The sequence below is a fragment of the Faecalicatena contorta genome, assembly GCF_003149105.1.
In the GTDB taxonomy this organism is placed as follows: domain Bacteria; phylum Bacillota; class Clostridia; order Lachnospirales; family Lachnospiraceae; genus Muricomes; species Muricomes contortus_C.
The window spans coordinates 110413-134395 of the sequence record NZ_QGDS01000011.1 but is presented as its reverse complement, the minus strand read 5'-3'; the positions used below and the strand labels follow the sequence as shown (position 1 = coordinate 134395).

25 protein-coding genes are annotated in these 23983 nt (G+C 43.1%); 20 read left to right on the top strand and 5 right to left on the bottom strand.

The genetic code is table 11. The annotated features are described in order from the left end of the window. The first annotated feature begins 17 nt into the window (after positions 1–17). From A8805_RS16315 to A8805_RS16300, 4 genes are read left to right on the top strand one after another with little or no spacing between them, the layout of a single operon-like run. Positions 18–1430 (top strand): PTS mannitol transporter subunit IICB, encoded by a 1413-nt coding sequence (locus A8805_RS16315; protein ID WP_109713081.1) that lies wholly within the window; start codon positions 18–20, stop codon positions 1428–1430. A 14-nt stretch (positions 1431–1444) separates the two neighbouring features. Next, complete coding sequence (locus tag A8805_RS16310; RefSeq protein ID WP_109713079.1) at positions 1445–2104, top strand: HAD family hydrolase; 660 nt, start codon at positions 1445–1447, stop codon at positions 2102–2104. A gap of 4 nt (positions 2105–2108) precedes the next feature. Further along, positions 2109–2552: a PTS sugar transporter subunit IIA gene (locus A8805_RS16305; RefSeq protein WP_109713077.1), complete on the top strand. Its 444-nt coding sequence runs from the start codon at positions 2109–2111 to the stop codon at positions 2550–2552. Between the two features lie 31 nt (positions 2553–2583). Then, positions 2584–2841: an HPr family phosphocarrier protein gene (locus A8805_RS16300; protein ID WP_109713075.1), complete on the top strand. Its 258-nt coding sequence runs from the start codon at positions 2584–2586 to the stop codon at positions 2839–2841. 66 nt (positions 2842–2907) lie between these two features. Here the strand turns inward: A8805_RS16300 and A8805_RS16295 are convergent, their stop codons facing one another. Genes A8805_RS16295 through A8805_RS16280 form a run of 4 tightly spaced genes read right to left on the bottom strand, consistent with a single transcriptional unit; the run spans position 2908 to position 7658 of the window. Continuing rightward, positions 2908–3249: a hydrogenase maturation nickel metallochaperone HypA gene (locus A8805_RS16295; RefSeq protein ID WP_109713073.1), complete on the bottom strand. Its 342-nt coding sequence runs from the start codon at positions 3247–3249 to the stop codon at positions 2908–2910. Between the two features lies 1 nt (position 3250). Further along, positions 3251–5980 carry an FAD-dependent oxidoreductase gene (locus tag A8805_RS16290; RefSeq protein WP_242992444.1) on the bottom strand — a complete coding sequence of 910 codons (2730 nt, stop codon included), beginning with the start codon at positions 5978–5980 and terminating at the stop codon, positions 3251–3253. Between the two features lie 14 nt (positions 5981–5994). Next, a complete protein-coding gene (gene hypB / locus A8805_RS16285) occupies positions 5995–6669 on the bottom strand; it encodes a hydrogenase nickel incorporation protein HypB (protein WP_109713072.1) in 675 nt (224 codons plus the stop codon). An 11-nt stretch (positions 6670–6680) separates the two neighbouring features. After that, complete coding sequence (locus A8805_RS16280; protein WP_109713070.1) at positions 6681–7658, bottom strand: DUF5692 family protein; 978 nt, start codon at positions 7656–7658, stop codon at positions 6681–6683. A 303-nt stretch (positions 7659–7961) separates the two neighbouring features. Here A8805_RS16280 and A8805_RS16275 point away from each other — a divergent pair, with 303 nt between their 5' ends. The 4 genes from A8805_RS16275 to A8805_RS22375 all read left to right on the top strand — a co-directional run bounded on the left by A8805_RS16275 (position 7962) and on the right by A8805_RS22375 (position 10960). Further along, positions 7962–8612 carry a GntR family transcriptional regulator gene (locus A8805_RS16275; protein ID WP_242992443.1) on the top strand — a complete coding sequence of 217 codons (651 nt, stop codon included), beginning with the start codon at positions 7962–7964 and terminating at the stop codon, positions 8610–8612. Positions 8613–8707: 95 nt separating this feature from the next. Beyond that, on the top strand, positions 8708–9502 hold the full coding sequence (locus A8805_RS16270) for a sulfite exporter TauE/SafE family protein (RefSeq protein WP_109713066.1): 795 nt from the start codon (positions 8708–8710) through the stop codon (positions 9500–9502). 271 nt (positions 9503–9773) lie between these two features. After that, on the top strand, positions 9774–10628 hold the full coding sequence (locus A8805_RS16265; RefSeq protein ID WP_109713064.1) for a LarC family nickel insertion protein: 855 nt from the start codon (positions 9774–9776) through the stop codon (positions 10626–10628). Between the two features lie 53 nt (positions 10629–10681). Beyond that, positions 10682–10960 carry a hypothetical protein gene (locus tag A8805_RS22375; protein WP_109713062.1) on the top strand — a complete coding sequence of 93 codons (279 nt, stop codon included), beginning with the start codon at positions 10682–10684 and terminating at the stop codon, positions 10958–10960. Here A8805_RS22375 and A8805_RS16255 read toward each other — a convergent pair. Beyond that, positions 10920–11945: a LacI family DNA-binding transcriptional regulator gene (locus tag A8805_RS16255; protein WP_109713060.1), complete on the bottom strand. Its 1026-nt coding sequence runs from the start codon at positions 11943–11945 to the stop codon at positions 10920–10922. The two genes, A8805_RS22375 and A8805_RS16255, sit on opposite strands and share 41 nt — an antisense overlap. 179 nt (positions 11946–12124) lie before the next feature. Between A8805_RS16255 and A8805_RS16250 the strand changes: the two genes are divergently transcribed. The 12 genes from A8805_RS16250 to A8805_RS16195 are packed head-to-tail and all read left to right on the top strand — an operon-like array spanning position 12125 to position 23875. Next, positions 12125–13261, top strand: coding sequence for an ABC transporter substrate-binding protein (locus tag A8805_RS16250; protein ID WP_109713058.1), 1137 nt, complete (start codon positions 12125–12127; stop codon positions 13259–13261). Between the two features lie 39 nt (positions 13262–13300). Next, positions 13301–14131, top strand: coding sequence for an ABC transporter permease (locus A8805_RS16245; RefSeq protein ID WP_109713056.1), 831 nt, complete (start codon positions 13301–13303; stop codon positions 14129–14131). Positions 14132–14144: 13 nt separating this feature from the next. Beyond that, entirely contained in the window at positions 14145–14930 is a 786-nt protein-coding gene (locus A8805_RS16240; RefSeq protein ID WP_109713054.1) for an ABC transporter permease, read from the top strand. Next, complete coding sequence (locus tag A8805_RS16235; protein WP_109713052.1) at positions 14918–15679, top strand: ABC transporter ATP-binding protein; 762 nt, start codon at positions 14918–14920, stop codon at positions 15677–15679. Before A8805_RS16240 ends, A8805_RS16235 begins: the two co-directional genes overlap by 13 nt. Before the next feature lie 14 nt (positions 15680–15693). After that, on the top strand, positions 15694–16449 hold the full coding sequence (locus A8805_RS16230) for an ABC transporter ATP-binding protein (RefSeq protein ID WP_109713050.1): 756 nt from the start codon (positions 15694–15696) through the stop codon (positions 16447–16449). A gap of 34 nt (positions 16450–16483) precedes the next feature. Further along, on the top strand, positions 16484–17284 hold the full coding sequence (locus tag A8805_RS16225; RefSeq protein WP_109713048.1) for an SDR family NAD(P)-dependent oxidoreductase: 801 nt from the start codon (positions 16484–16486) through the stop codon (positions 17282–17284). Between the two features lie 20 nt (positions 17285–17304). Further along, entirely contained in the window at positions 17305–18321 is a 1017-nt protein-coding gene (locus A8805_RS16220; protein ID WP_109713046.1) for a zinc-dependent alcohol dehydrogenase, read from the top strand. A gap of 18 nt (positions 18322–18339) precedes the next feature. Further along, positions 18340–19200: a class II fructose-bisphosphate aldolase gene (locus A8805_RS16215; protein WP_109713044.1), complete on the top strand. Its 861-nt coding sequence runs from the start codon at positions 18340–18342 to the stop codon at positions 19198–19200. Between the two features lie 2 nt (positions 19201–19202). Continuing rightward, complete coding sequence (locus tag A8805_RS16210; RefSeq protein WP_109713042.1) at positions 19203–20360, top strand: class II fructose-bisphosphate aldolase; 1158 nt, start codon at positions 19203–19205, stop codon at positions 20358–20360. Next, complete coding sequence (locus tag A8805_RS16205; protein ID WP_109713040.1) at positions 20350–21540, top strand: diphosphate--fructose-6-phosphate 1-phosphotransferase; 1191 nt, start codon at positions 20350–20352, stop codon at positions 21538–21540. Before A8805_RS16210 ends, A8805_RS16205 begins: the two co-directional genes overlap by 11 nt. Before the next feature lie 4 nt (positions 21541–21544). Then, a complete protein-coding gene (locus A8805_RS16200; RefSeq protein ID WP_109713038.1) occupies positions 21545–22378 on the top strand; it encodes a triose-phosphate isomerase in 834 nt (277 codons plus the stop codon). Between the two features lie 9 nt (positions 22379–22387). Next, positions 22388–23875 (top strand): lactate racemase domain-containing protein, encoded by a 1488-nt coding sequence (locus A8805_RS16195; protein WP_109713036.1) that lies wholly within the window; start codon positions 22388–22390, stop codon positions 23873–23875. Positions 23876–23983 lie beyond the last annotated feature (108 nt).

The following is a 23983-nucleotide window of genomic DNA, read 5'->3' as shown; positions in this document are numbered from 1 at the left end:
TAAAAGGAGGGAAAGGAATGTCAGTTAAAGTTAAAATACAGAATTTTGGTAGTAAACTTAGTGGGATGGTTATTCCAAATTTAGGTGCTTTTATGGCATGGGGAATTTTGACTGCAGTAGGAATTGCAATAGATAATGAGGTGTTAAGAAGCTTTATCGTACCAATGTTAACGTACTTATTACCCTTACTGATTGCTTTTGCCGGAGGTAATGCAGTATATGGATTCCGCGGCGGTGTTATCGGCGCGGTGGCCACTATAGGTGTAATTATCGGGTCTGATATTACCATGTTCATTGGTGCAATGATTTTGGGACCGTCAAGTGCCTGGCTGCTGAAGAAATTTGATAAGTCCATTGACGGGAAAATACCAACAGGATTTGAATTACTGATAAATAACATATCCTCAGGATTAATCGGAGGTGCACTGGCTGTAATCGGATATCTGTTTGTAGCTCCGGCAATCACATCACTCACAGGTGTATTGGCAGGTGGTGTAGATTTCCTGGTTACTCATAAACTGCTGCCTCTCACGGCAGTCTTTATTGAACCGGCAAAAGTACTTTTCTTGAATAATGCGATCGGGCAGGGGATCTTAACTCCATTGGGTACGACTCAGCTTGCACAACTGGGAAAATCTGTGATGTTTTTGTTAGAGTCTAACCCCGGCCCCGGTATAGGTGTGTTATTAGCCTATATGTTCTTTGGAAAGGGAAATTCAAAGGCGACTGCTTATGGTGCCGGTGTTATTCACTTTTTCGGTGGTATTCATGAAATCTATTTTCCGTTTGTACTGATGAATCCGCCGTTAGTAATTGCCTTGATTGCCGGTGGTGCATCGGGTACGTTAATGTTTAGTATCTTTAAGGTAGGCCTCATTGGTGTTGCCTCACCGGGAAGTATCATCTCAATTATGATGATGGCAGCAGAGGGAGACAGATTAAAAATTATTATTTCCATATTAGTTTCATCAATAGTAACTTTCCTGATTGCCATACCTTTAGTCAAGCGGGCAAAGAACAGTGACAGTCAATTAAAAGATTCTGTCAAGGAAATGGAAAAAATGAAAGGCAAGGAGAGCCGCATTTCTTCCGTCTTTGATAATCAGGCAAATACAAATTATAATCTTGCTGAGGTTAAGTTAATAGCTTATGCATGCGATGCAGGACTTGGATCAAGTGCCATGGGCGCAGGTGTTCTTCAGAAGAAGTTGAGAGCTGCGGGCATTGATGATATAAAGGTGTTCCATGTGGCTGTAAATAATCTGCCCGCCGAGTGTCAGGTAATTGTTTCTCATGAATCTTTAATGGCCAGGGTAAAAGAGAAGCAAAGTGGATGCTATTTTGTGGAAATTGTGGACTATCTGAATGCGCCCGAATATGAACAACTGATTAAGGATATCAAAGAGGCAAGAGAAAAAGCGTCAGACTAAGAAAGGGGTAAATTTTGCTAAAAGCAGTGATTATGGATTTTGATGGTGTAATTATTGACACGGAAGTAGTCTGGTATGAAATTTACAAAGGCTGGTTCAAGAAAAATAAGGACTATCAATTATCTGTGAAGGAGTTTCTTACTTGTGTCGGATCTCAGGAAGAAGAATTGTTTATAGAACTGGAAAAAAAGCAAAAAATTGTTGTGAACCGAAAACAGTTCAAAGAAGATGTGATACAAGGATTTATAGAACAGAGTAATCAACTTCCTCCCAAAGAGGGTGTGGTGCAATTTATTCAAGAAATTAAGTGTAAGGGCCTGAAACTGGCCCTTGCAACCTCTGCCGGGAGGAAGAAGCCGGTAAGCCATTTGAGCAGACTGGGCCTGATGGAATATTTCGATATCATTGTAACGGCAGAGGACGTTACAAGAATTAAACCTTTTCCTGATTTGTTTCAGGAGGCAGCCAGACAACTCGCTATTACTCCATCGGAAGCCCTGGTAGTAGAAGATTCGGAGAATGGTCTTAAAGCTGGAATTAATGCTCAAATGAGAGTGTTGGTAGTTCCAAATGATGTTACGAAAGCCAGCGATTTTTACGGATACTATAAACAGGCAGAAAGCTTGAGTACTGTCAGTATTTCAGAAATAATGGATGAATTTAAGGAGGACTAACCAAATGCTATTGGATAGGATTACTGCTTCGGATGTTTTGATACAACTAAAAACAGATAATTGGGAAGATGCTATTAGAAAATCTTCTCAGACTTTACTGGAAAAGGGCTCAATAGAATCAAGATACATTGATGCGATGATTAAGGTGGTGCATGAAAATGGACCATATATTGTTATTAGTAAACATATAGCACTGGCCCATGCAAGAACAGAATGCGGTGCTCTTCATACGGATATTACCTTTGCAACTCTCGATCCGGCAATTAATTTTAACGCAGGTGCTTTGGATCCGGTAAAATTAATTATCACTTTATCAGCAACAGATGCCGATACCCATTTGGACTTACTGGGCGAGCTATCGGATATTTTGATGGATGAAGAAAAAAGTGAAGCACTATTTAATGCTGGGTCAGCGGAAGAGTTCGTTCAAATATTGCATTCAAATTAGTGGATAGATTAAGAAGAAAGGAAAAATGATAATGAAAGTATTTTCTTATACAATAACGGATCCCTTGGGAATGCATGCCAGACCGGCTGGTTTGTTTGTCAAGGAAGCAGCACACTATAACAGTAAGATTGAAATAGTTAAGGGTGATAAGAAAGCGGATGGCAAAAGGATACTTGGAGTAATGGGATTGGCAGTAAAATGTGGGGAAGAGGTTGTTATCACAATAGATGGAACTGATGAAGATGAGGCATTAGAGACCCTTGAGCGCTTTATGAAAGAGAACCTGTAATAAAGGCGTTTTTCTACCCCAGGCTCTATTCTAAAATAATAAGGATAAGGGGAAAGAGAGGCGTTATTACGCCCCTCTTATTTCTTTGATGAAAAAGCCATCTCCGCTAATGAGCTCAAAGTTCCGGCTTTTGCAGTCTGGGCACATGTTAAGGTTTTCAATCGTATCGAAAATCTTCCCGCATTCTTTGCAAATACCGTTTGCCGGAAGGGATTCTATTTCCAGCGTGGTGTTTTCCAGGATAGTGCCGTCGGCCGCTGCCGGAAAACAGGCGTAGAGGTAGCGGGGCACCACAGAAGATAGTGCCCCCACTTGTAAAACTAAGGTTTCTATTTCCGTTATCCGGTTTTTTTGTGCCACCCGCTCTACTTGTTCCACGATATGATACATAATTCCTAATTCATGCATACTATTTCTTCGCTCCAAAAAGCTTCTTCGTATTAACTCTTAGTTTCCGCCTAATAACGTGAGGAACAATTGCTTTTTTTATCTTCAAAAATTCCACGCCCTCGCCGTCATAAATTCTTTCTAACTTAATCGCATCAAACTTGCACTTTGTTGCACACATTCCACAGCCGACACACATGTAAGGATCCACTACGGTTGCGCCGCAGCCGAGACAACGCTCGGTCTCTTTTTTGATTTGTTCCTCTGTTAGGCTGCCGCTTAGATCTCGGAAAGTATTTTTGGATTCGCGTCCGCTTTCATGAGGTACCCGCTGCCGTGGGGTATTGTCATAGCTGTTAATGACAGCTTTGCTTTTGTCCAGTTCAATGAATAGTCTGCGGCTGCGGCCAATCCGTAAATCCTGCCCCGGCTGTACGAATCGGTGAATAGAGATGGCACCCTGTTTACCGGCAGCGATAGCATCAATCGCAAAGCGCGGGCCGGTTACAGCATCGCCGCCGCTAAAGATATCCGGATGCTGACTCTGATAGGTCCAGCCGTCAACCGGGATTGTGTTGTTGCGATTGAGTTCTACGGAGGTTCCATCTAAGAGATTGCCCCAATTAATTGCCTGCCCCACAGATAATAAAACGTAATCAGCAGAAACGATGATAGTATCATTTTCGTCATATTGAGGATGAAAACGCCCTTCGCTGTCGAATACAGATACACACTTCTTAAATTCTACACCGGTTACCTTTCCGTCCTCTGTGAGAATCTGTTTCGGTCCCCAGGAATTATTGATAATGATTTCTTCGTCTTCTGCCACTTTAATTTCCTCGGGAAGCGCAGGCATTTGCTCTCTGCTCTCGAGACAATACATACTGACCTCCTCAGCACCGGCACGGGTGGCTACCCGGGCCACATCTATGGCCACGTTTCCGCCGCCGATAACGACCACTTTTCCGGAAATTTTCTTGGATTCATCTAAGTTTAGTTGTCTCAAGAAGTCGATACCGGAAATTACACCGTCAGTATCTTCGCCGTCGACACCGATTTTACGCCCGTTTTGTGCACCGATGGCAACATAGAAAGCCTTATAGCCTTCTTTGCGGAGATCATCTAAGGTTTTGTCTTTGCCGATTTCAATGCCGGTTTTAAATTTGACGCCTAACTCTTTTAAAATGTCGATTTCAGCATTGACGATGTTTTTTTCGAGAACAAAACTAGGGATACCCAGGGTCAGCATACCCCCAAGAACTTCTTCTTTTTCAAAGACAGTTACATCATAGCCTTCGACTGCCAGATAGTAGGCGCAGGACAAACCAGCCGGCCCTGAACCAATCACGGCGATTTGTTTGTCTGAATAGTCATGCCGCTTCTTAGGAACGAAACGGGTTTCTTTATTTAAGTCCTGCTGGGCAATAAATTTTTTAATATCATCGATAGCAATAGGCTCGTCAATATCACCTCTTGTACAAGCGTCTTCACAACGCTTATTACAGACATAGCCACAAACAGCCGGGAAAGGGTTCTCCATTTTGATGAGCTCTAATGCTTCGGTATATTTCCCCTGAGCTGCTAATTTGATGTACCCCTGAACAGCGATATGTGCCGGGCAGTTTGTTTTACAAGGGGCGGTTCCAGTATCCACAACTTCCTCCCGGTTAATCCGGTAATCGATGTTCCAGTCGCTTTGGTCCAGATCAAAATTTCTTGGTGTTACCGTGGTGGTGATATTCTCTGTTACTTCGCCTTTTGAACAGAGTTTTTGCCCTAATTTCATAGCATTCATTGGGCAGTGCTCTACACATTGGCCGCAAGCTACGCATTTTTCTTTATCCACAGTAGAAACGTAGTTTGACCGCACCATGTCAACGTTCTTGTACATGGTTCCCGAACGCAAGGAGAGACATGAGCAGCTGCAGCAGTTGCAGATGGCATGGGTTTTGCCGGAACCGTCGATATTGGGAATCTGGTGCATCAGCCCGTTTTCCTCTGCTCTTTTTATAATCTCGAAGGCTTCGTCCCTTGTGATTTCCCGGCCTCTGCCGGTGCGGATGTAATATTCGGCGGCGTGGCCCATTTGAATACACATATCTTCCTTTAAGTGCCCGCAGCCTTCACCCATAGCCTCCCTGTCCGTCCGGCAGGAGCAGGGAGAACAGGAAAAGACGGTATTGTCATTCAAATACTTGGAAACTTCTTCATAGCTGACCTTTTTATTATTGCCGTCGATGGCCTGTTCAATCGGAATTACCCTCATAAGGCCGATTCCCGGAGGGAACATCCCGGAACTCGCCGGGCCTCTTACGCGCCCATAGGCCTCCATGGCATAGGCAACCACTGGATACTTTTGGACATTCTCCAAGTTATTGACAACCATTTCCATGATACCCGGAATCCAGCTTTCTGCATGCCAGAAGGTATCCACCCCATCAATGACATTTACGAAAGTAGTGCCGTATTCGGCCAGCTTCATCATCTGCTCATGACAATACTCCTCAGATTTCCCGGTGATTTTGGCTATTTCTTTGGCAGTCCGTTTGGTGTAATAACCCATTGCCAGACCGATTTCAGCCATCTCATCGGTTACTCCCGGTTCCAGGATCACATATTCCGGGTCATCCCACTGATAACCGTTCTTTTTCGGATCCTTACGGCCCAGCATGTTCACGAAGTCCATCACCTTTTGCTTATACTGACACTCATAGCCTTCCGGAAAATACATTTTTGTAATTACTCGTTCCATATGTATTTCTCCTTTTAATTTATTTCCTGGTTTGCGGTAACTGTTTCATAAAGCCAGGAAGTCCAGGCTTCCATGCCTTCGCCTGTTTTGGCAGAAAGAGGGAAGACTTTAATATCTGGATTTAATTTTCTGGCCCTTTTAATGCAGGCATCCATATCAAAATCAAACATGGAAATAGTATCGATTTTATTAATAATCAGCGCATCACATATTTGAAACATCAAAGGGTACTTTAGTGGTTTATCATCACCTTCAGGAACGCTTAAGATCATTGCATTCTTCGTGGCACCGGTATCAAATTCGGCAGGGCAAACGAGATTTCCCACATTCTCGAGAACAATCAGGTCAGTGTCTTCGGCATCAAGCCCCTTGATCCCTTGGCGGGTCATATCGGCGTCAAGATGGCACATACCGCCGGTGTGGAGCTGAATCACCTTAGCTCCGGTAGCGGCTATGGTGGCAGCGTCCACATCAGAGTCAATGTCGGCTTCCATTACGGCAATATTCAGTTTGTACTTTAGGGCTGCAATCGTCTTAACAAGGGTGCTGGTTTTACCGGCCCCGGGAGAACTCATAAGATTCAGTAAAAAAGTGTTGCTTTCTTTGAGCTCTTCACGCAGGCGGTCAGCGTCCGCATTATTATCAGCAAAGACGCTTTCCTTGATTTCTAAAACACGAAATTCTTTCAAGAAACTCCTCCTTATTCGGCTAAAGCCTTGATTTTCTGATAAGCTTTAAGGTCGGTATAAAGCTCACCTTTGTACGGGTTACGTTTGGTTTTTTTAACTTTGTAAAGCATGTAGACTAACACAGCAATGTTGGCTGCTAAAGCTGCGAAACTGACAATGAAATAAATGGTTTCGTTGTAAGTTGAATCCACACGCCACCGGCTTTCATCCTGAAAAAGCGGAAAGGTCTGGGCGAACATACACCAAAGTGCCAGTGTTTGGGCGCGGTGCTGCAGCCAGGCACCCTTCCCAACGGTAAAGGAACAAACAGTCGGGGCCAGAAGAAGCGCAAATCCGCAGTACCAGGCATGATGCGGCAGGCAGTTGTAAGTATAAGCAAAGTTCCACAAGTCATAGGCAATGATGTAAAACCAGAGCATGTCGGGCCAGAGCATATCCTGACTGCTGTCTTTGTTTGTCTTCTTGCGATTGCAGATGCCGAACCAACCGGTGATAAGAATAATGTTAATGATTCCGGCAATGGCATTTATGTAATTCCAGGAACCGCCCATTAAGTTAACCGTAGTATCAGCAGTAATATCCTGTGCTATCACCGCATATTTCCTGCCGACTTCAAAGTCCCTTGCCACAGCCTCTGCGATATTGATAGCGAGGATCAGCGGTGGAAAACAGAGAGCAATCTTATTGTCAGCCAGGCGCCAGGCCTTACCGGTTTTCTTGTTCGTACCCTTCAGATGGCGGATGCACCAAAAGCCAATACAACCAGCAGTAGATGAGTATACTTTGGCTAAATGGAACCAGTCCAGATAGGTGGATTCCTTTAGGACAGTGAACCAAAGAGCTGATAAAACCAGGGGCAAAATGACAAAGCACCCAAAGCCAATCCATTTGTACCGGCGGCTGACTTCGTTAAGTAAAAACAGGACAGCAAAGACGGCGAACCAAACCAGCCACATCGAAAGTGGATTTTGTGAATTAAAAGTAAACATAACTTCCCTCCTCATGAATTAAGAAATTGACAGTGAAAATCTGGACATACCAGTAGTGCAATTCTTTATTTTAATTTGATTTTAGACATTATATCTAAGATTGTCAAGCAAATATCAATCAAAATTAGCTTTATATACAAGTTTAACAATGACCGGTTGCAATAAATATTAAATTGTGATATAAATTTGGTATCTGGACATACCAATTCCAATAAATACTACTAAAGGAGAACTAAAACTTTGGATTTTGCAAAACTAAATGCCCCTACCTTAAAAGAACTATTTGTAAAAGAACTAGAATCAATGATCTTATCCGGAAAACTGGAAATCGGTGAGAGATTACCCTCTGAGAGAGAGTTAGCAGAAAAGATGCAAGTCAGCAGAGCTGTGGTAAACAGTGGAATAGCCGAGTTGGCGCGTAAGGGCTTTCTCATGGTGAAGCCGCGGTCAGGAGTTTACGTACTTGATTACCGACGCTACGGAACAGTGGAAACCTTACTCTCGATTATGAATTATAATGGCGGACAACTCCGCCGTGACGATATCCGGTCTATTCTGGAAATGAAGATGGTCGTCGATAAATTAGCCGTGGAACTAGCGTCAGAAAACGGTAACGATGAGAATTTTAAAAACTTAGAGAAACGTCTTGAGGAGATGAAACTGGTTGAAGACAAAGATGCAAAGAAGGCAGCCGCAGCCGCCTTCGAGTTTTACCATGAGATAACGATGATCAGCGGCAATACGCTTCTTCCATTAATTTACCGGTCGTTTAGGGTACCGGTATTGGAGTTGTGGGAGCGGTTTATCCGAAAGTATGGCAATGAGGTAGTTTGCAGCAGCTCGGATCATATCTTTGCCGCGTTGGTTAAACACGATAAGGCACAAGCGATAGAAGGAGTGGAAACTGCAATTGCCGCCGCGATTAAGGGAAAGCGTGAAATATATGATGAGTAAATAAAATTAGGAAAAAGACTACCCAAACGTTTTCGTAAAAATGATTTGTATATTGTTCTCCTTAAACCTATAATGACAATAGTCAGGAGGGGAACATGAATCCGTTACTATTTGTTGTATTTATTGTTTGTTTTTTATCATCCATCGTGGGTTCTATTTGTGGAATCGGCGGCGGCGTCATAATTAAACCAGTATTGGATGCGATGGGAATCATGAGCGTATCAAGCATTAGTTTTCTGTCCGGCTGTACTGTGTTATCGATGTCGGTGGTTTCACTTTATAAAAACATGAAAGAAGGCAGCAGTAAGCTGAATCTTAAGGCATCTTCTGTTCTGGCCATGGGAGCGGTATTGGGCGGGATATTCGGAAAGATGCTTTTTCAAGCTTTGAAGCTGCGGCTGAATAATGAAGCGTTGGTAGGCAGAACTCAGGCAATCGTGTTGCTTTTGATAACGGCGGGAACTTTACTGTATACTTTTTTCAAGGAGAAAATCAAGACAAAAGACTGGGATAATATCGGCATATATATTATCATCGGTTTGTTATTAGGACTGATGTCCAGTTTCCTGGGAATTGGCGGCGGGCCTATCAACCTTGTAGTACTGGTCTATTTTTTTTCTATGGGTACGAAGGAGGCTGCGCTTAATTCCATATATATTATAATGTTTTCACAGATTGCCAGTCTGATTCAGGTTATTGCGGCGGGCAACTTACCTCCGGTTAATATCAGCTATTTTGTAGTGATGGTGATAGGGGGAATCCTGGGTGGAACTGCAGGAAGTGCACTGAACTGCAGGATAGAAGAAAGAAGGGTAAACCAGCTGTTTATCGGGGTAATGAGTGTGATTATCCTGATTAATATCTACAATATATGGAGATTTTCATTATAGCTCAGTTACACAAAATTTCTGCAGCAATTAAGCAAACGATTGGGTGAAACAGACTTGTATTTTTTCTGTAATACATATATAATTTAAAACAATTGCTGACACAAGCAGCACAAAGGCGGACATATCCGCGTAATCAAAACAAATGATAAAATAGTAAGACCACGTAAATATATAATGAAACATAACCATGAAGGGAATGCTGGCAGAAGCCGGAGTCTTTTTGTGGTTTCTTTTTGTTTCATAGTCAGGTACAGGAAAGGAGTAGAAATCAATGAATAAACTATATTTGGAATGCACATCGGGAATCAGCGGGGATATGGTAGTAGCAGCACTTTTGGATTTGGGTGTGGACCAGGATATGCTGCTTGAGGCATTAGACAGTATTCCCGTGGAAGGTTTTGAGATTCAGATTTCCCGCACAGAAAAGAGTGGGATGGATGTATGTGATTTTCATGTAATGCTGGATGCAGCCTATGAAAATCATGACCATGACATGGAATATCTGCATTCTAATCATAACCATCATAAGGAGCACCATCATGAACAAGAGAATGCACATTATCCTGAGCATGGAAACAGACGCCATCACGGACATAAGGGAGCTCATCATCACACACAGCGCGGGCTTAGAGAAGTCAGCGAAATCATCGTACAGAGCAAGATTACAGAAACAGCAAAAGAACTGGCTTTGAAGATATTTGAGATTTTGGGACGGGGAGAAGCAAAAGCACATGGGACCACGCTGGAGGAATTGCATTTCCATGATGCCGGGGCAGTGGATTCTATCGTAGATATCATTGCGGCGGCTGTTTGTATCGACAGTCTGGAAATCGATGATGTAATCATAACAGAATTGTATGATGGACAGGGAACAATCCGCTGCAGGCATGGAATCCTGCCTATTCCTGTACCTGCGGTTTCAAATATTGCTGAGGAAAATGGGTTGAAACTGCATGTGACAGATTGTTTTGGGGAGTTGATAACCCCTACCGGAGCAGCAATAGCGGCGGCAATTCGGACGAAAGAACAATTGCCTGAGGAATTTACAGTGAAAAAGATTGGTCTGGGAGGCGGAAAAAGAACTTATGACTGTCCCGGATTTGTACGGGCGTTGATTATCAATTAGTTTGGAGGAAAAACAAGGAAACAAAGTACATGCGGTAACAGTACATACACAATGTGAGGCTGCGGATACATGATGAGATTGCACGAATAGAAATAGATGAAGAAGCGGTCCCCGCTTTTATTGAGAACCGCAAGAAGATTATTGAATTTCTGAAAAAGCTGGGTTTCCGCTATATCACATTAGACCTGGAAGGGTTCCGCTCCGGAAGCATAGATATAGGAGTGCGGTTTTTAATTTTTTCCCCGCCCGCAGCAAAGCGAAATCGGGCCTGGCCTCCTGAGCAGTTGCAATTTATAACTGTTTTCGTGGTTTTCCGCAGCTTTCCCGTTTAGCCAGATAGCATGGGAAGTTTATTTTTATCGGTGTTGTGTGCCCTCCGTTGATCCGGTCGATGATTGTCTTTGCTGCATGCCTTCCCATCTCCTCCAGAGGAATATGTACGGTAGTCAGCATAGGGGAAAGATACTGGGCAGCATCAATGTCATCAATGCTGATGACAGAAATATCCTGGGGAATTTTTAATCCCCGGTCTTTGATTGCCCGGATTGCACCGATTGCTGTCATGTCATTGCCGCAGAAAACAGCGGTCAGCTTCGGCTGGGAATCTAAAAGTTTCATGGCGCCGTTATAACCTCCGATGGAAGAAAAAGGAGTGGAGCAGGCATAAGAACTGTCGAAGGGCAGTTGATGCCGCTCAATTGCCGCTTTATATCCCACGTAACGATTTTCCGAAGACACTTCTCCCAGGTATCCGATATGCTGGTGCCCCAGTTCAACTAAATATTCCATTGCACATAAGCTTACGTCATATCCACTGCATAGGATCTGGTCAAAATTTGCATCAATCTCATTTAAACCCGTGTAAACAACATAATTAAAATATTTTCGCAGAAACTTTAAAGTAGCCTTATCACACCGCCCGAGAATGACAACACCGCTCACATCATTATTCAGGATTAACCGGCAAGTCTCCGGCTTTGTAATATCAATGGACGTAAAAGATAGTTTCATGATGTAATTATGCTTATAGGCTTCAATTTCAACGTTTTTTGCAATCGTAGAAAAAAAAGGATCGTTGGGATCGTTTGGTGTACGGGCAAATAAGCAGGATAAGGCGCGTGAATTATTTCTTTTCCCTTTTTTTGCTGTTCTTAGGTTTTGTGCCGCAGAATTAGGTGTATATCCTGTCCGGCGCACAATTTCCCAGATGCGTTCCTGCACTTCTTTGCTGGCGGCTTTTGAATTGCTGTCATTAATCACCCTGGATACCGTAGAGATGGAAACACCAGCTTCTTTTGCAATTTCTTTTAGTGTCATAGCTACCTCCTAAAAACCTTAATCTTGTATATAATATTAAAAATTATCATACTACTTTTTTAGTAATAAAGCAAACGTTTGGGTAAAAATGTGTTGAAAGTTGTTGTGGGAAATGCTAGTATCCAATTAATTCAATCCGAATAAATCGGGAAAATAAACAAACATATAGGAGGAAGATTATGAAATTGAAAAAGTTAATGAAAGCAGCGGCGTTAGGGCTTTCCGTTACATTGCTGGCTGGGGCGTTAGCCGGATGCGGAAAAAGCGGTAAAGGAGGAAGCGGTTCTGGAGAAGGGGGTTCAGAGGCTGCACAATATGAATTAAATGTTTCGGGAATTGGAGGAAGCTTAAATTTCCTGCCTGTATATATTGCACAGGAAAAAGGGTTGTTTGAAGAAGCAGGTTTAACGATTGAGGAAACTTTGTTTACAAACGGGCCGGTGCAGATGGAATCCTTATCTTCTGACGGATGGGATATCGGCTGTACGGGAGTAGGCGGTGTATTCGCCGGAGTACTGGGATATGATGCGAAAGTAGTCGGAGCCAGTAACACAGATGATGGAACTCAATATGTTTTTGCAAGAAATGATTCCGAAATCGTAGCAGCGGGAACAGGAAATAACTCTATCAACGATGAAATTTACGGAGATGCAGATAGCTGGAGAGGAAAATCTATTCTTTGCAATACTGGAAGTGTTACCCAGTATGTATTGATTAAAATGTTAGAAGGATTTGGACTGACTCAAGATGATGTTACTTTCGTAGCAATGGACCCGGCAACTGCTTATAGTGCATTCCTTGCAGGGGAAGGCGATGTCTGCGTTCTGACAGGAAGCGGCGGAACATTCAAGATGCTGGAACAAGATGACAAGTATACTGCAGTAGCAAGCGGCCCGTTGGTTGATTCCGGCCTGATGTGTAACTTTGTAGTAAATAAAAACAGCTATGAAGATGAAGATACTTATGAAGCAATGAAAATATTCCTGGAAGTATATTTTGAGACTTTGGAGTGGATGAGAAACAATGAGGAAGAAGTCGTAGATTATTGCGTGGATATGAACGATGAAAACGGAAGTTCTCTGGACCCGGAAACCGCACGTCAATATGTGAAAGCTGACACCTATTATACATTAGATGAAGCAATTGCAATGATGGAAGATACGGCAGATGGTTCTGAGCTGACCGTAATGGAGCAGAACCTGGTTAATGTATTAGAGTTCTTTGTTTCAGTAGGGAACTACACGAAAGATGATCTTGGAAAATTCGAAGGTCATACAGATGTACAGCTGTTAAAAGATGTGCAGAGTGCAGAATAGTATAAACGCAAAGAACGTAGAAGAGGAGACTGCGCGAAAATGATTGATAAACAAATTTTGGAACAGAAAATGCAATCGTGGCGTCAGAATCAAAAGAAAGAAAACATAAAGTATATCCTGCTAAGTGCGGCAGGTATACTTTCTGTTTTAGTTATATGGCAGTTAGCAGTCATGCTGGGGTGGGTAGAAGCAAGGATGCTTCCTGCACCGACAACGATTCTTGACACCTTAATTGATAAGTTAGGCAGCAAAGCGCCGGACGGAAATGTGCTGAGTGTAAATATTCTGGCATCTCTGCAAGTAGCATTATCCGGATTTTTAACAGCTATCGTAATCGGTGTACCGCTGGGACTTTTAATGGGCTGGTGGACTTATGCCGACCGGTTTATCCGTCCTATTTTTGAATTGATCCGCCCGATCCCGCCCATTGCCTGGATTCCCCTGGTCGTTGTATGGATGGGAGTCGGTTTACAGGCAAAGGCATTAATTATATTTTTTACGGCGTTTGTTCCCTGTGTGATTAACTCTTATACGGGAATTAAACTGACCAGTCAGACGTTGATTGATGTATCAAAGACATTTGGAGCGCCAAACTGGCAGATATTTATAAAGGTTGGAGTTCCGTCTTCATTGCCAATGGTATTTGCGGGCATCCGGGTGGCACTTGGCAACTCATGGTCCACGTTGGTGGCAGCGGAAATGCTTGCAGCAAGTGCCGGACTTGGATATATGATACAGATTGGACGTACAGTTGCAAGACCGGATATTGTAATCGTAGGTATGGTAGTAATCGGGGCAGTAGGAGCGGTTCTTTCAATGTTCCTGTCACGTGCAGAAAAATATTTCCTTCGTTGGAAAGTAAACCGCTAGGAGGGAAAGAGAAATGAATGAATCTTACAAACGAAATAAAACAGTTCATGCCGTACTGTATTGGGCTTTACCGGTTCTGGCGGTTGGATTGATTGCAGGCGGCTGGATACTCTTTTCGGGAGTGCATCCGGAATTGATGCCTCAGCCGCAATCAGTATGGGAAAGATTTCTTTTAACATTTACAAAACCAATTGCGAAAACTACGTTGATTGGCCATGCAGCGGCAAGTTTAAGACGCGTGCTTATTGCTCTTATGATTGCATGGGCATTTGGCATTTGCTTTGGTATTTTGATTGGATGGAGCAGAAAGGCAAAGGCATTCTTTGGAAGTATCTTTGAAGTTATCCGTCCCATCCCCCCAATTGCATGGATACCGCTGATTATTATGTGGTTTGGGATTGGTGAGTTCCCAAAAGTATTGCTGGTATTTATCGGAACCTTTGTACCGCTGGTAATCAATACTTCTACCGGAATTGAAATGGTAGATAAGATCAATATACAGGTTGGAAAGATCTTCGGCGGGAAAAATATTCAGATACTGAAAGAGATTGTGATACCTACCGCATTGCCGTCTATCTTTGCCGGAATCCGTACATCCGTGAGTTCCGGATGGACTACAGTACTTGCAGCGGAAATGCTGGGTGCAAAAGAAGGATTGGGTTCTTTGGTAACCCGCGGATGGCAGGGAAGTGATTTGGCACTTGTATTGGTTTCTGTTATAACAATTGCGATCATCGGAGCACTGCTTTCAGTGTCTCTGCAAAAACTTGAGAAGGTGGTATGCCCATGGAACAATTAAAAACCAGAATGAAAGTTGAAAATGTATCCAAAACCTTCTTTGGAGCAAAAGATTATTTTACAGCGATTGAAGATGTATCCTTAGATGTCTATGACGGAGAGTTTTTGGTTGTATTGGGGCCGGGGCGCTGCGGGAAGACGGTGCTGCTGAATATCATGTCCGGTCTGGAAGAGCAGACGGAAGGAAAAATCATTTATGACGGTAAAGAGTGGAAGGGATTGAACCCTGAAATCGGAATGGTATTTCAGAAATTAGCTTTGATGCCTTTTAAAACAGTTATTCAAAACGTAGAATTACCGTTAAAGTTCAAAGGAGTGGAGAAAGCAAAACGCCGTGAGGTTGCCAGGCATTATATTAAATTAGTAGGCTTAGAAGGATTTGAAAACTACTATCCAAAACAACTGTCAGGCGGGATGCAGCAGCGTGTCGGAATCGCCAGGGCATATACAGCCGACCCGAAACTGTTAATCATGGATGAACCATTTGGTAAATTGGATGCACAGACCAGATATCAGATGCAGGAAGATTTGCTGAAGATCTGGGAGCAGGAAAAGCGTACGGTTATCTTTGTAACCAACAATATTGAAGAGGCGTGTTACTTGGGCGACCGTATTATTCTTTTGAGCGATTGTCCCGCTAAGGTGAAAGAAGTGTATCCGATTGATATGCAAAGGCCAAGGGATATGGTGAGTAAAGAATTCCTTGATCTTCGTACGGTTATTTCAGATAATACGGACTTGTCCATATAGTTAAGGAGGCAGCTATGCTCGAACAGGAAAAAAGAGATGTAAAAGTAGAAGTGAGAAATCTGACAAAACGATTCGGTGATTTATTGGTGCTGGATGATATGTCATTTAATATCCATAAGGGAGAATTTGTTTGCGTAGTAGGACCGACAGGCTGTGGAAAAAGTACATTTCTGAACTGTTTAACCAGAATTCATATGCCAAGTGAGGGAGATCTCTACATAGATGGAGTACCTGCGGATCCAAGCAAACACAATATTTCCTTTGTATTTCAGGAACCCAGCGCATTACCGTGGCTGACAGTAGAAGATAACATTGCATACGGTTTAAAGATTAAGAAATTGCCAAAAGCCGAAATTGATAAAAGAGTAAACCAGATTCTGGACCTGATGGGGCTGCAGGAGTTTCGGAAAGCGTACCCGGGAGAGCTTTCTGTTTCAGCGGAACAGCGGATTATTATCGGACGTTCTTTTGCCATGAAGCCGGACTTGCTTCTGATGGACGAGCCTTACGGGCAGATGGACGTCAAGATGCGGTTTTATCTGGAGGATGAAGTAATTCGTCTGTGGAAGGAACTTGGAAGTACGGTAGTGTTTATTACACACAATATCGAAGAGGCAGTGTATCTGGCAGAAAAGGTTCTGATATTGACCAACAAACCAGCGAAAATAAAAGAAGAAGTTATGATTGATTTGCCAAGACCACGTAATATTACTGACCCTAAATTTATTGAGTACCGTAATTATATTACCGAGAAAATTAAATGGTGGTAATGATTCATTTGGAAAGGCTGTTAGGTAAGTATATATGGAAAATGCAAGATTAAGGAATAAAGTGGCTCTGATTACCGGAGCCGCAAGAGGGATTGGTTTTGGTATTGCAAAAAAATATGTAGAAGAGGGCGCACGGGTTATTATTGCTGATGTTCTCGAAGAAGAAGGTATAACGGCAAAAGAAAAGCTTGGAGAAGGAGCAGAGTTTTATCAGATTAATTTGCGGAGCCGGGATGCAATTTTTGAAATGGCCGGCCAGATACATGAAAAGTACGGGAGGATTGATATTCTGGTAAATTGTGCCGGAGTTGCAAGACCTTGCCCAACGTTAAAACTAGATGAAGCAACTTTGGATGAAGTTATAGATATTAATATGAAAGCCCCGCTTTTTACCTGCCAGGCAGTAGGGAGATATATGCGCAGAGATGGGGGCGGAGCAATTATAAACATCTCATCAGGCAATACGAAAATGATTAATGTAGGAAGAGTACCCTATGGGATAACCAAGGGTGCAGTAAATCTGCTGACCCAGCAGTTGGGAGCGGAATGGGCCATGTACAACATTAAAGTCAATGCAATCGCACCAGGCTGGATTAAGACAGAAATGGTAGAGACTCCGCTGAAAAAAGGGATATTAAATGAAAAGGAAATATTATCGGTTTCTCCCATTGAGCGTTTTGGAAAAGTAGAAGAGGTGGCTAATCTGGCATGCTTCTTGGCTTCGGAAGAATCCAATTATATTGTGGGACAGATTATATTTGCAGACGGCGGGTGGAGTGCCGGGATTATGCCAAATGCATTGAACTATATAAAAGAAAATGATGTTGAAGATTAGGAGCAGGAGGATATAAGACAATGAAAGTATTGTGTTTGCCGGAAGCCGGAAAATTAGAAGTCAGAGAATTCCCGCAGCCGAAGGAAAAACCTGGATACGCAGTAGTTAAGATTTTAAAATGCGGAATCTGCGGTTCCGATGTAACAGCCTACCGGGGTGTCAATCCCACTATGAAGTATCCGGTCAACGGATTAGGTCATGAAGGGGTAGGGATTATCGAGGAAGTCGGAGAAAATGACAAGGGATTAAAAGCAGGGGACAGAGTGACCTTAGAGCCTTATATTCCCTGCAATAAATGCCATATGTGCAAACAGGGCCGGTTTAATAACTGTACAGATATAAGAGTGTGCGGTGTGCATAAAGACGGAATGATGTCAGAACTCTTTCTGCAGCCGGTAAATCAAACCTATAAAATTCCTGATGAAATGTCATTTGAACATGCAGTTCTTGTAGAGCCTTTGACGATTGGGCTGCATGCAATTACCAGGGCACGTGCAGCAAAAGGAGAAAAAGTAGTCATTTTCGGCGCCGGTGTAATTGGCTTGATGGCAGCGTTCGGATGTATCAACTATGGGGCGGAACCGATTATCATTGACGTGGTGCAAGAACGTCTGGATTATGCAAGTAATCATGGGATTCCTCATGTGTTTAATTCCAGGGAAGGCGGAATACAGGAATTTTTGAGTGAAGTTACAAAGGGCAAGATGCCGGAAGCAATGGTTGATTGTACCGGATCTCCGTTTATTTTAGAACAGATGCATGATTATGTCTGCCACGGCGGAAGGATTGCCCTGGTTGGCTGGCCACATAATCCGGTAGCAATTAATACGGTGCGGCTGATGCAGAAAGAAATCGATGTGTGCCCATCCAGAAACTCCAATCAAAAGTTTCCGGAGGCAATTCAAATGGTGAATGAAGGCAAGATTCCTGCTGATGCGATGATTACTAAAATCATTGAGATGGATGAGGTGGAAGGTACAATTCAGGATATAGCCAAACATCCGGCGGACTACTTAAAAGTAATTGTAAATATCTAAGGGGACAGGAGGAATATTGTGCTGACAACAAGTTATGAAATGATACAAAAAGCCTATAAAGAAGGATATGCGGTTCCCGCAATTAATACACAGGGAGGAACTTATGATATTATCCGTGCAATCTGTATAGCAGCAGAAGAACTGCAATCTCCGGTAATTCTGGCCCATTATGTAAATACAGGCTCCTATTCCGGAAATAAATGGTTTTATGAAACAGCAAAATGGATGGCAGAGCAGGTTTCGGTGCCTGTAGCAATTCATTTGGATCACGGAGAAAGCTTTGAGCGGTGCATGGAAATGCTGCAGATTGGCTTTACTTCTATAATGTACGATGGTTCCGCATTTTCTATGGAAGAAAATGCAGCGAAAACAGAAGAAGTCGCAAAGGTATGCCGCTGCTTTGATGTGCCGCTGGAAGCTGAAATCGGAGAACTGGCGCGCCTGGATGACCAGGGCCGGCAGATAGGGGCGTCTAATATTGCAGACCCGGAAGTGGTAAAGAAATATCTGTCCTTGTGTAATCCGGATATGCTGGCCATCGGTATTGGAAATGCTCATGGGTTTTACAAAGGCCCGGTAGATATACGGGTGGAAGTACTGGAAGAATGCCGGAAGTTTACAGAAGTTCCCTTTGTTCTGCATGGCTGTACAGGGATGGATGATGAATTAGTTAAGCGCTCCATCAAGAGCGGTGTCGCCAAGATTAATTTTGGAACCCAGGTACGCTGCCGGTATATTGACCTTGTAAAAGAAGGTCTGGAGCTGGGAAAAGATGATGGACATGCGTGGAAGTTATCTTCCTATGTAGAAGAGCGTCTGCGTGAAGACATCAAAGATATCATCCGCCTGGCAGGTTCAGACGGGAAAGCGAAGGTGTAATTATGGGAATGATTTCATTAGCTCCAATCATAGAAGCTTCGAATAAATATTGTTATGGCCAGGGGGCATTTAATGTAAATGCCGTGGCTCAGGCCAAAGCAGTTATTGAGATTCATGAGATATTTCATTCACCTGCAGTTTTACAGGGCGCAGATCTTGCCAATGGGTTTATGGGCGGCTGTAAAGATTTTACAAAGGCAACTTTAGAGGATAAGAAGCGTGGGGCAAAATTGATTGCCGACGCAGTGAGAAAATATGGAGAGCAGGCAAGTGTTCCGGTAGTGCTTCATTTGGATCATGGAAGAGATTTCGAATCTTGCAAAGCAGCAATTGACGGTGGATATACTTCGGTCATGATTGACGGTTCTTCTTTGGAATACAATGAAAACGTTGAATTGACAAGAGAAGTCGTAAAATATGCACATGCACGGGGAGTGAGTGTAGAAGGAGAACTGGGAGTATTAGCTGGTGTGGAAGACCATGTTTCCTCAGAAAACTCTACTTACACGAATCCTATGAAAGCAATTGATTTCTTCCGGAAGACTCAGGTGGATGCATTGGCCATATCCTATGGAACTATGCACGGTGCATCTAAAGGGAAGAATGTAAAATTGAGAAAACAAATTCCGCTTGCAATCAAAGAATGCATGCAGCATGAAGGTATAAAAGGCGGATTGGTTTCACATGGCTCTTCTACAGTACCAGGCTACATTGTGGAAGAAATAAATAGTCTGGGCGGGGACATAAAAGATGCTTATGGGATTTCCATGCCGGAACTGCAGGAGGCAATTCAGTGTGGAATCAATAAAATAAACGTGGATACAGATATTCGCTTAGCAGTGACCAGAAACTTCAGAGAATTGTTCCATGCTAATGAGGCTTTAAAGAATAGTGAGTATGTGGGCGAAATATACCGATTGATGGAAATGAATAAAAATGTGTTTGATCCCAGAGCGTTTTTAACACCTGTCATGGATACTGTGATGTACGGGAATATACCCAATGAGGACGTAAGGACACTAATCAATGCAATGGAAAGAGGTGTTAAAGAGGCAGCCGGCGCACTGATTATTCAATTTGGCTCTTTTGGAAAAGCGCATCTGGTGGATTGCAGAAGTTTAGAAGAGATGAAGGAGTTTTATAAAGAAAATGAAAAATAATGTGTTGGTGGTTCATGGCGGAGGGCCGACAGCGGTTATGAATGCCTCTCTATATGGAGTGATAAGAGAAGCCAGAAAACATCCTGAAATCGGAGCAGTCTACGGTGCATTCGGCGGAATGGAAGGAATTTTAAAAGAACGGCTGGTGAATCTGTCGGAGCTGACTGAAGAGGAGATTGAACTCCTTCCTGGTACTCCAGGTTCTGCCATTGGATCTTCCCGATATCCGATTACAGATGAGGCTTATCATAAGATGGCAGAAGTCATTAAAAAGTATAATATATGTTACCTGCTTCCGAATGGTGGGAACGGAACCATGGATGCCTGCGGAAATCTGTACAAAGTTTGTGAAGAAGCAGGTTATACGAAAATAAAAGTAGTGGGAATTCCCAAGACTATCGATAATGACCTTGCAGTTACTGACCACACACCAGGCTATGGCAGTGCGGCAAGATATATTGCGGCAACTGTAAAAGAAATTGCCGAAGATGTGAAATCCCTTCCAATCCATGTGTGCGTTGTGGAAGCTCTGGGGAGAAATTCAGGCTGGATTACGGCTGCATCAGCCTTGGCGCGAAGAAAGACTGATGATGCGCCACATCTGATATATCCTCCTGAACGGGCATTTTGTGAAGAAGAATTTTTAGCGGATGTAAAACAGCTTTATGAGAAACTGGGCGGCGTGGTGGTCGTGGTAAGTGAGGGTCTGAAAAATGAGCAGGGAGAACCAATCGTCGAACCGATCTTTAAGACGGAACGGGCAGTTTATTATGGCGATGTCAGTTCTCATCTGGCGAATCTGGTGACCAAAAAGCTGGGTATCAAAGCCAGAAGTGAAAAGCCGGGACTGGCAGGAAGAGCATCCATTGCCTGGCAGTCAGCCGTAGACAGGGAAGAAGCCTGTTTAGCCGGAGAAACGGCACTTAAATTTGCATTGGAAGGTAAGACGGGGGTAATGGCAGGCTTTGAGCGTGAGGAGACCCCGGATGGAACCTATAAGATACGTATCATAGATATTCCCATTGAAAAAGTGATGATGTATGAGAAAACACTCCCCGAAGAATATATCAGCAGCCGGGGAAATGACATAAACGGGGCTTTTGTGGAATGGTGCCGTCCATTAATCGGAGAACCGCTGAAGGAATATATAGATTTAACAAGATACAAAGAAGGGAAATAGAGAGATGAAACATATTTATGTGAATCTAAAACGATTCGACGTGCCAAGGGAAAAAGGCGGAGTGAATGATATTGCTCCAATTCATGAATGGGCGGCTTACATCATAGATGAGGTTCAAAATAAGATTAGGAAATATGATAAGGAAGCGGAGTTCACTTTTTTCTTTCCCGAGATGCATCTGGCCAGTGCTATGGAAACCAGAGGAGATATGAAAGCGCCTAAAATAGGCTGCCAGAGCGTCTATAGTGAAGATGTGAAACCAGGAGGAAACTTTGGCGCATTTACGGCAGCGTGTCCGGCGGCAGCAATTAAGGCACTGGGCTGTGATTCCGTTTTGATAGGACACTGTGAGGAGCGCAGCCGTTTTAAAATAATAATGGATGAAGCGGATACGGAAGATGTAGATGCAGTGAACCGTTTGCTGAATAAAGAAATAAAAAATGCAGTTGCCCAGGGCCTGGAGGTTTTATATTGTATAGGCGAAAAAAGTGAAGAGCAGGACCACTGGCAGGAAGTATTGGAAAAACAGTTAAGTATTGGTTTGGAAGGTGTTAATAAAGAAAAGATTGTAATTGCCTATGAACCAATCTGGTCTATCGGACCAGGGAAAGTACCGGCTGATAAAGAATATATTATAAAAATAGCCAGATATATAAAAAGTATTACCGGAGATATGAAGGTAGTATACGGCGGCGGATTAAAAAAAGAGAATGCGCAGATGCTGGCTTCCATACCGGAGATTGACGGCGGGCTGATTGCATTGACAAGATTTCAGGGAGATATTGGTTTTTATCCGGAAGAATATGTGGAAATTCTGGAACAATATTTAGAAAAATAGGAGGGCACTATGAAACTAGAATTTGAATATGGACATGGTACTATGGAAGCAGAGCTGCCGGACAATACAGACATTTTTATACAGGGAGAGACAGTAAAAGATCCGGATTACATACCGGAAGATAAGCTGGAGGCAGCCTATCTTAACAGCCTGGCAAACCCAATTGGCATGCCGACGCTTACCGAGCTGGCACGGAAGGGGAGCAAAGTTACCTTTATTGTTCCGGACCGTGTAAAAGGCGGGGAGCAGCCTACCAGTCATAGAAAAGTCAGCATTAAGTGTATGCTGAAGGAATTGTATGCAGCAGGTGTGGAAAAGAATGATATCATGTTTATCATTTCCAATGGACTGCATGCCCGCAGCAAGGAAAGTGATGCAAAAGCCATATTTGGTGAGGAGTTATTCGGTGAATTCTGGCATACAGGACAGATTATCAGTCATGACAGCGAAGATGAAGAAAATATGGTGGACTTAGGGTATACCAGAAGAGGTGACCCGGTATGGATAAGCCGTTATGTGTTTGAAAGTGATATCCCGATTTTGATTGGGCATGTACAGGGAAATCCATATGGAGGCTATTCCGGCGGCTATAAGCATAGCGCTACGGGAATTACAAACTGGCGCAGCATTGCCAGCCATCACGTTCCGTCCGTTATGCACCGCAAGGACTTTACACCGGTAAATGCAGGAAGCCTGATGCGGAACAAATTTGATGAAATCAGTATGCACATGGAAGAAAAAATGGGACATCCATTTTTCTGCTGTGATGCCGTACTTGATACAAATTCCAGACAGATCGGAATTTTTTCGGGGTATGCAAAGGAGATGATGCCCATAAGCTGGAAAGTCGCAGATAAAAGAACTTATGTGCATTGGGCGGAAAAGAAATATGATGTTTTGGTATTTGGTATGCCCCAGAAATTCCATTATGGGGATGGAATGGGAACCAACCCAATCATGATGATGCAGGCTTTAAGTGCCCAGATATTAAGGTTTAAACGCATTATAAGTGACCGTTGTGTCATTATCTGCTCTTCTGCATGCAATGGCTATTTTCACGATGAGTTATGGCCATATTTAAGGGAGGCATATGAACTGTTCCAAAAAGATCATATGGATACTCTGCCTGATATGAACCGCCTGGGCGAATATTTCGCAACAAATGAAGAGTATATAAGAAAGTACCGGTTTACCAATGCATTCCATCCGTTCCATGGATTTTCCATGATGTCCTGCGCGCACATTGCAGAAATGAATACCAGCGCGATTTATATTGTAGGAGCAGAACAGCCCGGATATGCAAGGAGTATGGGATTGAAAACACGTGCTACATTTGAAGAGGCACTGGCAGATGCAAAGAAGAAAATTGTAGGAGAAAATCCGAATATTCTGGCATTGCCATTGACATTTAAGAAATCGTCCGTGCATCTGTGCATGAAAGATCCGGCACAAAATAGTATGGATGCATATGGAGTGACTTCCCCGTGTGCGGGATAATTTTTTAAATATAATAAAGTAGTTCAAGAAGTATACCTTAAGGACATTTCCCAAACAATGGGTAGTGTCCTTTTTGTTAGGGCAAAATAAAATTCCTATTGTGCATAA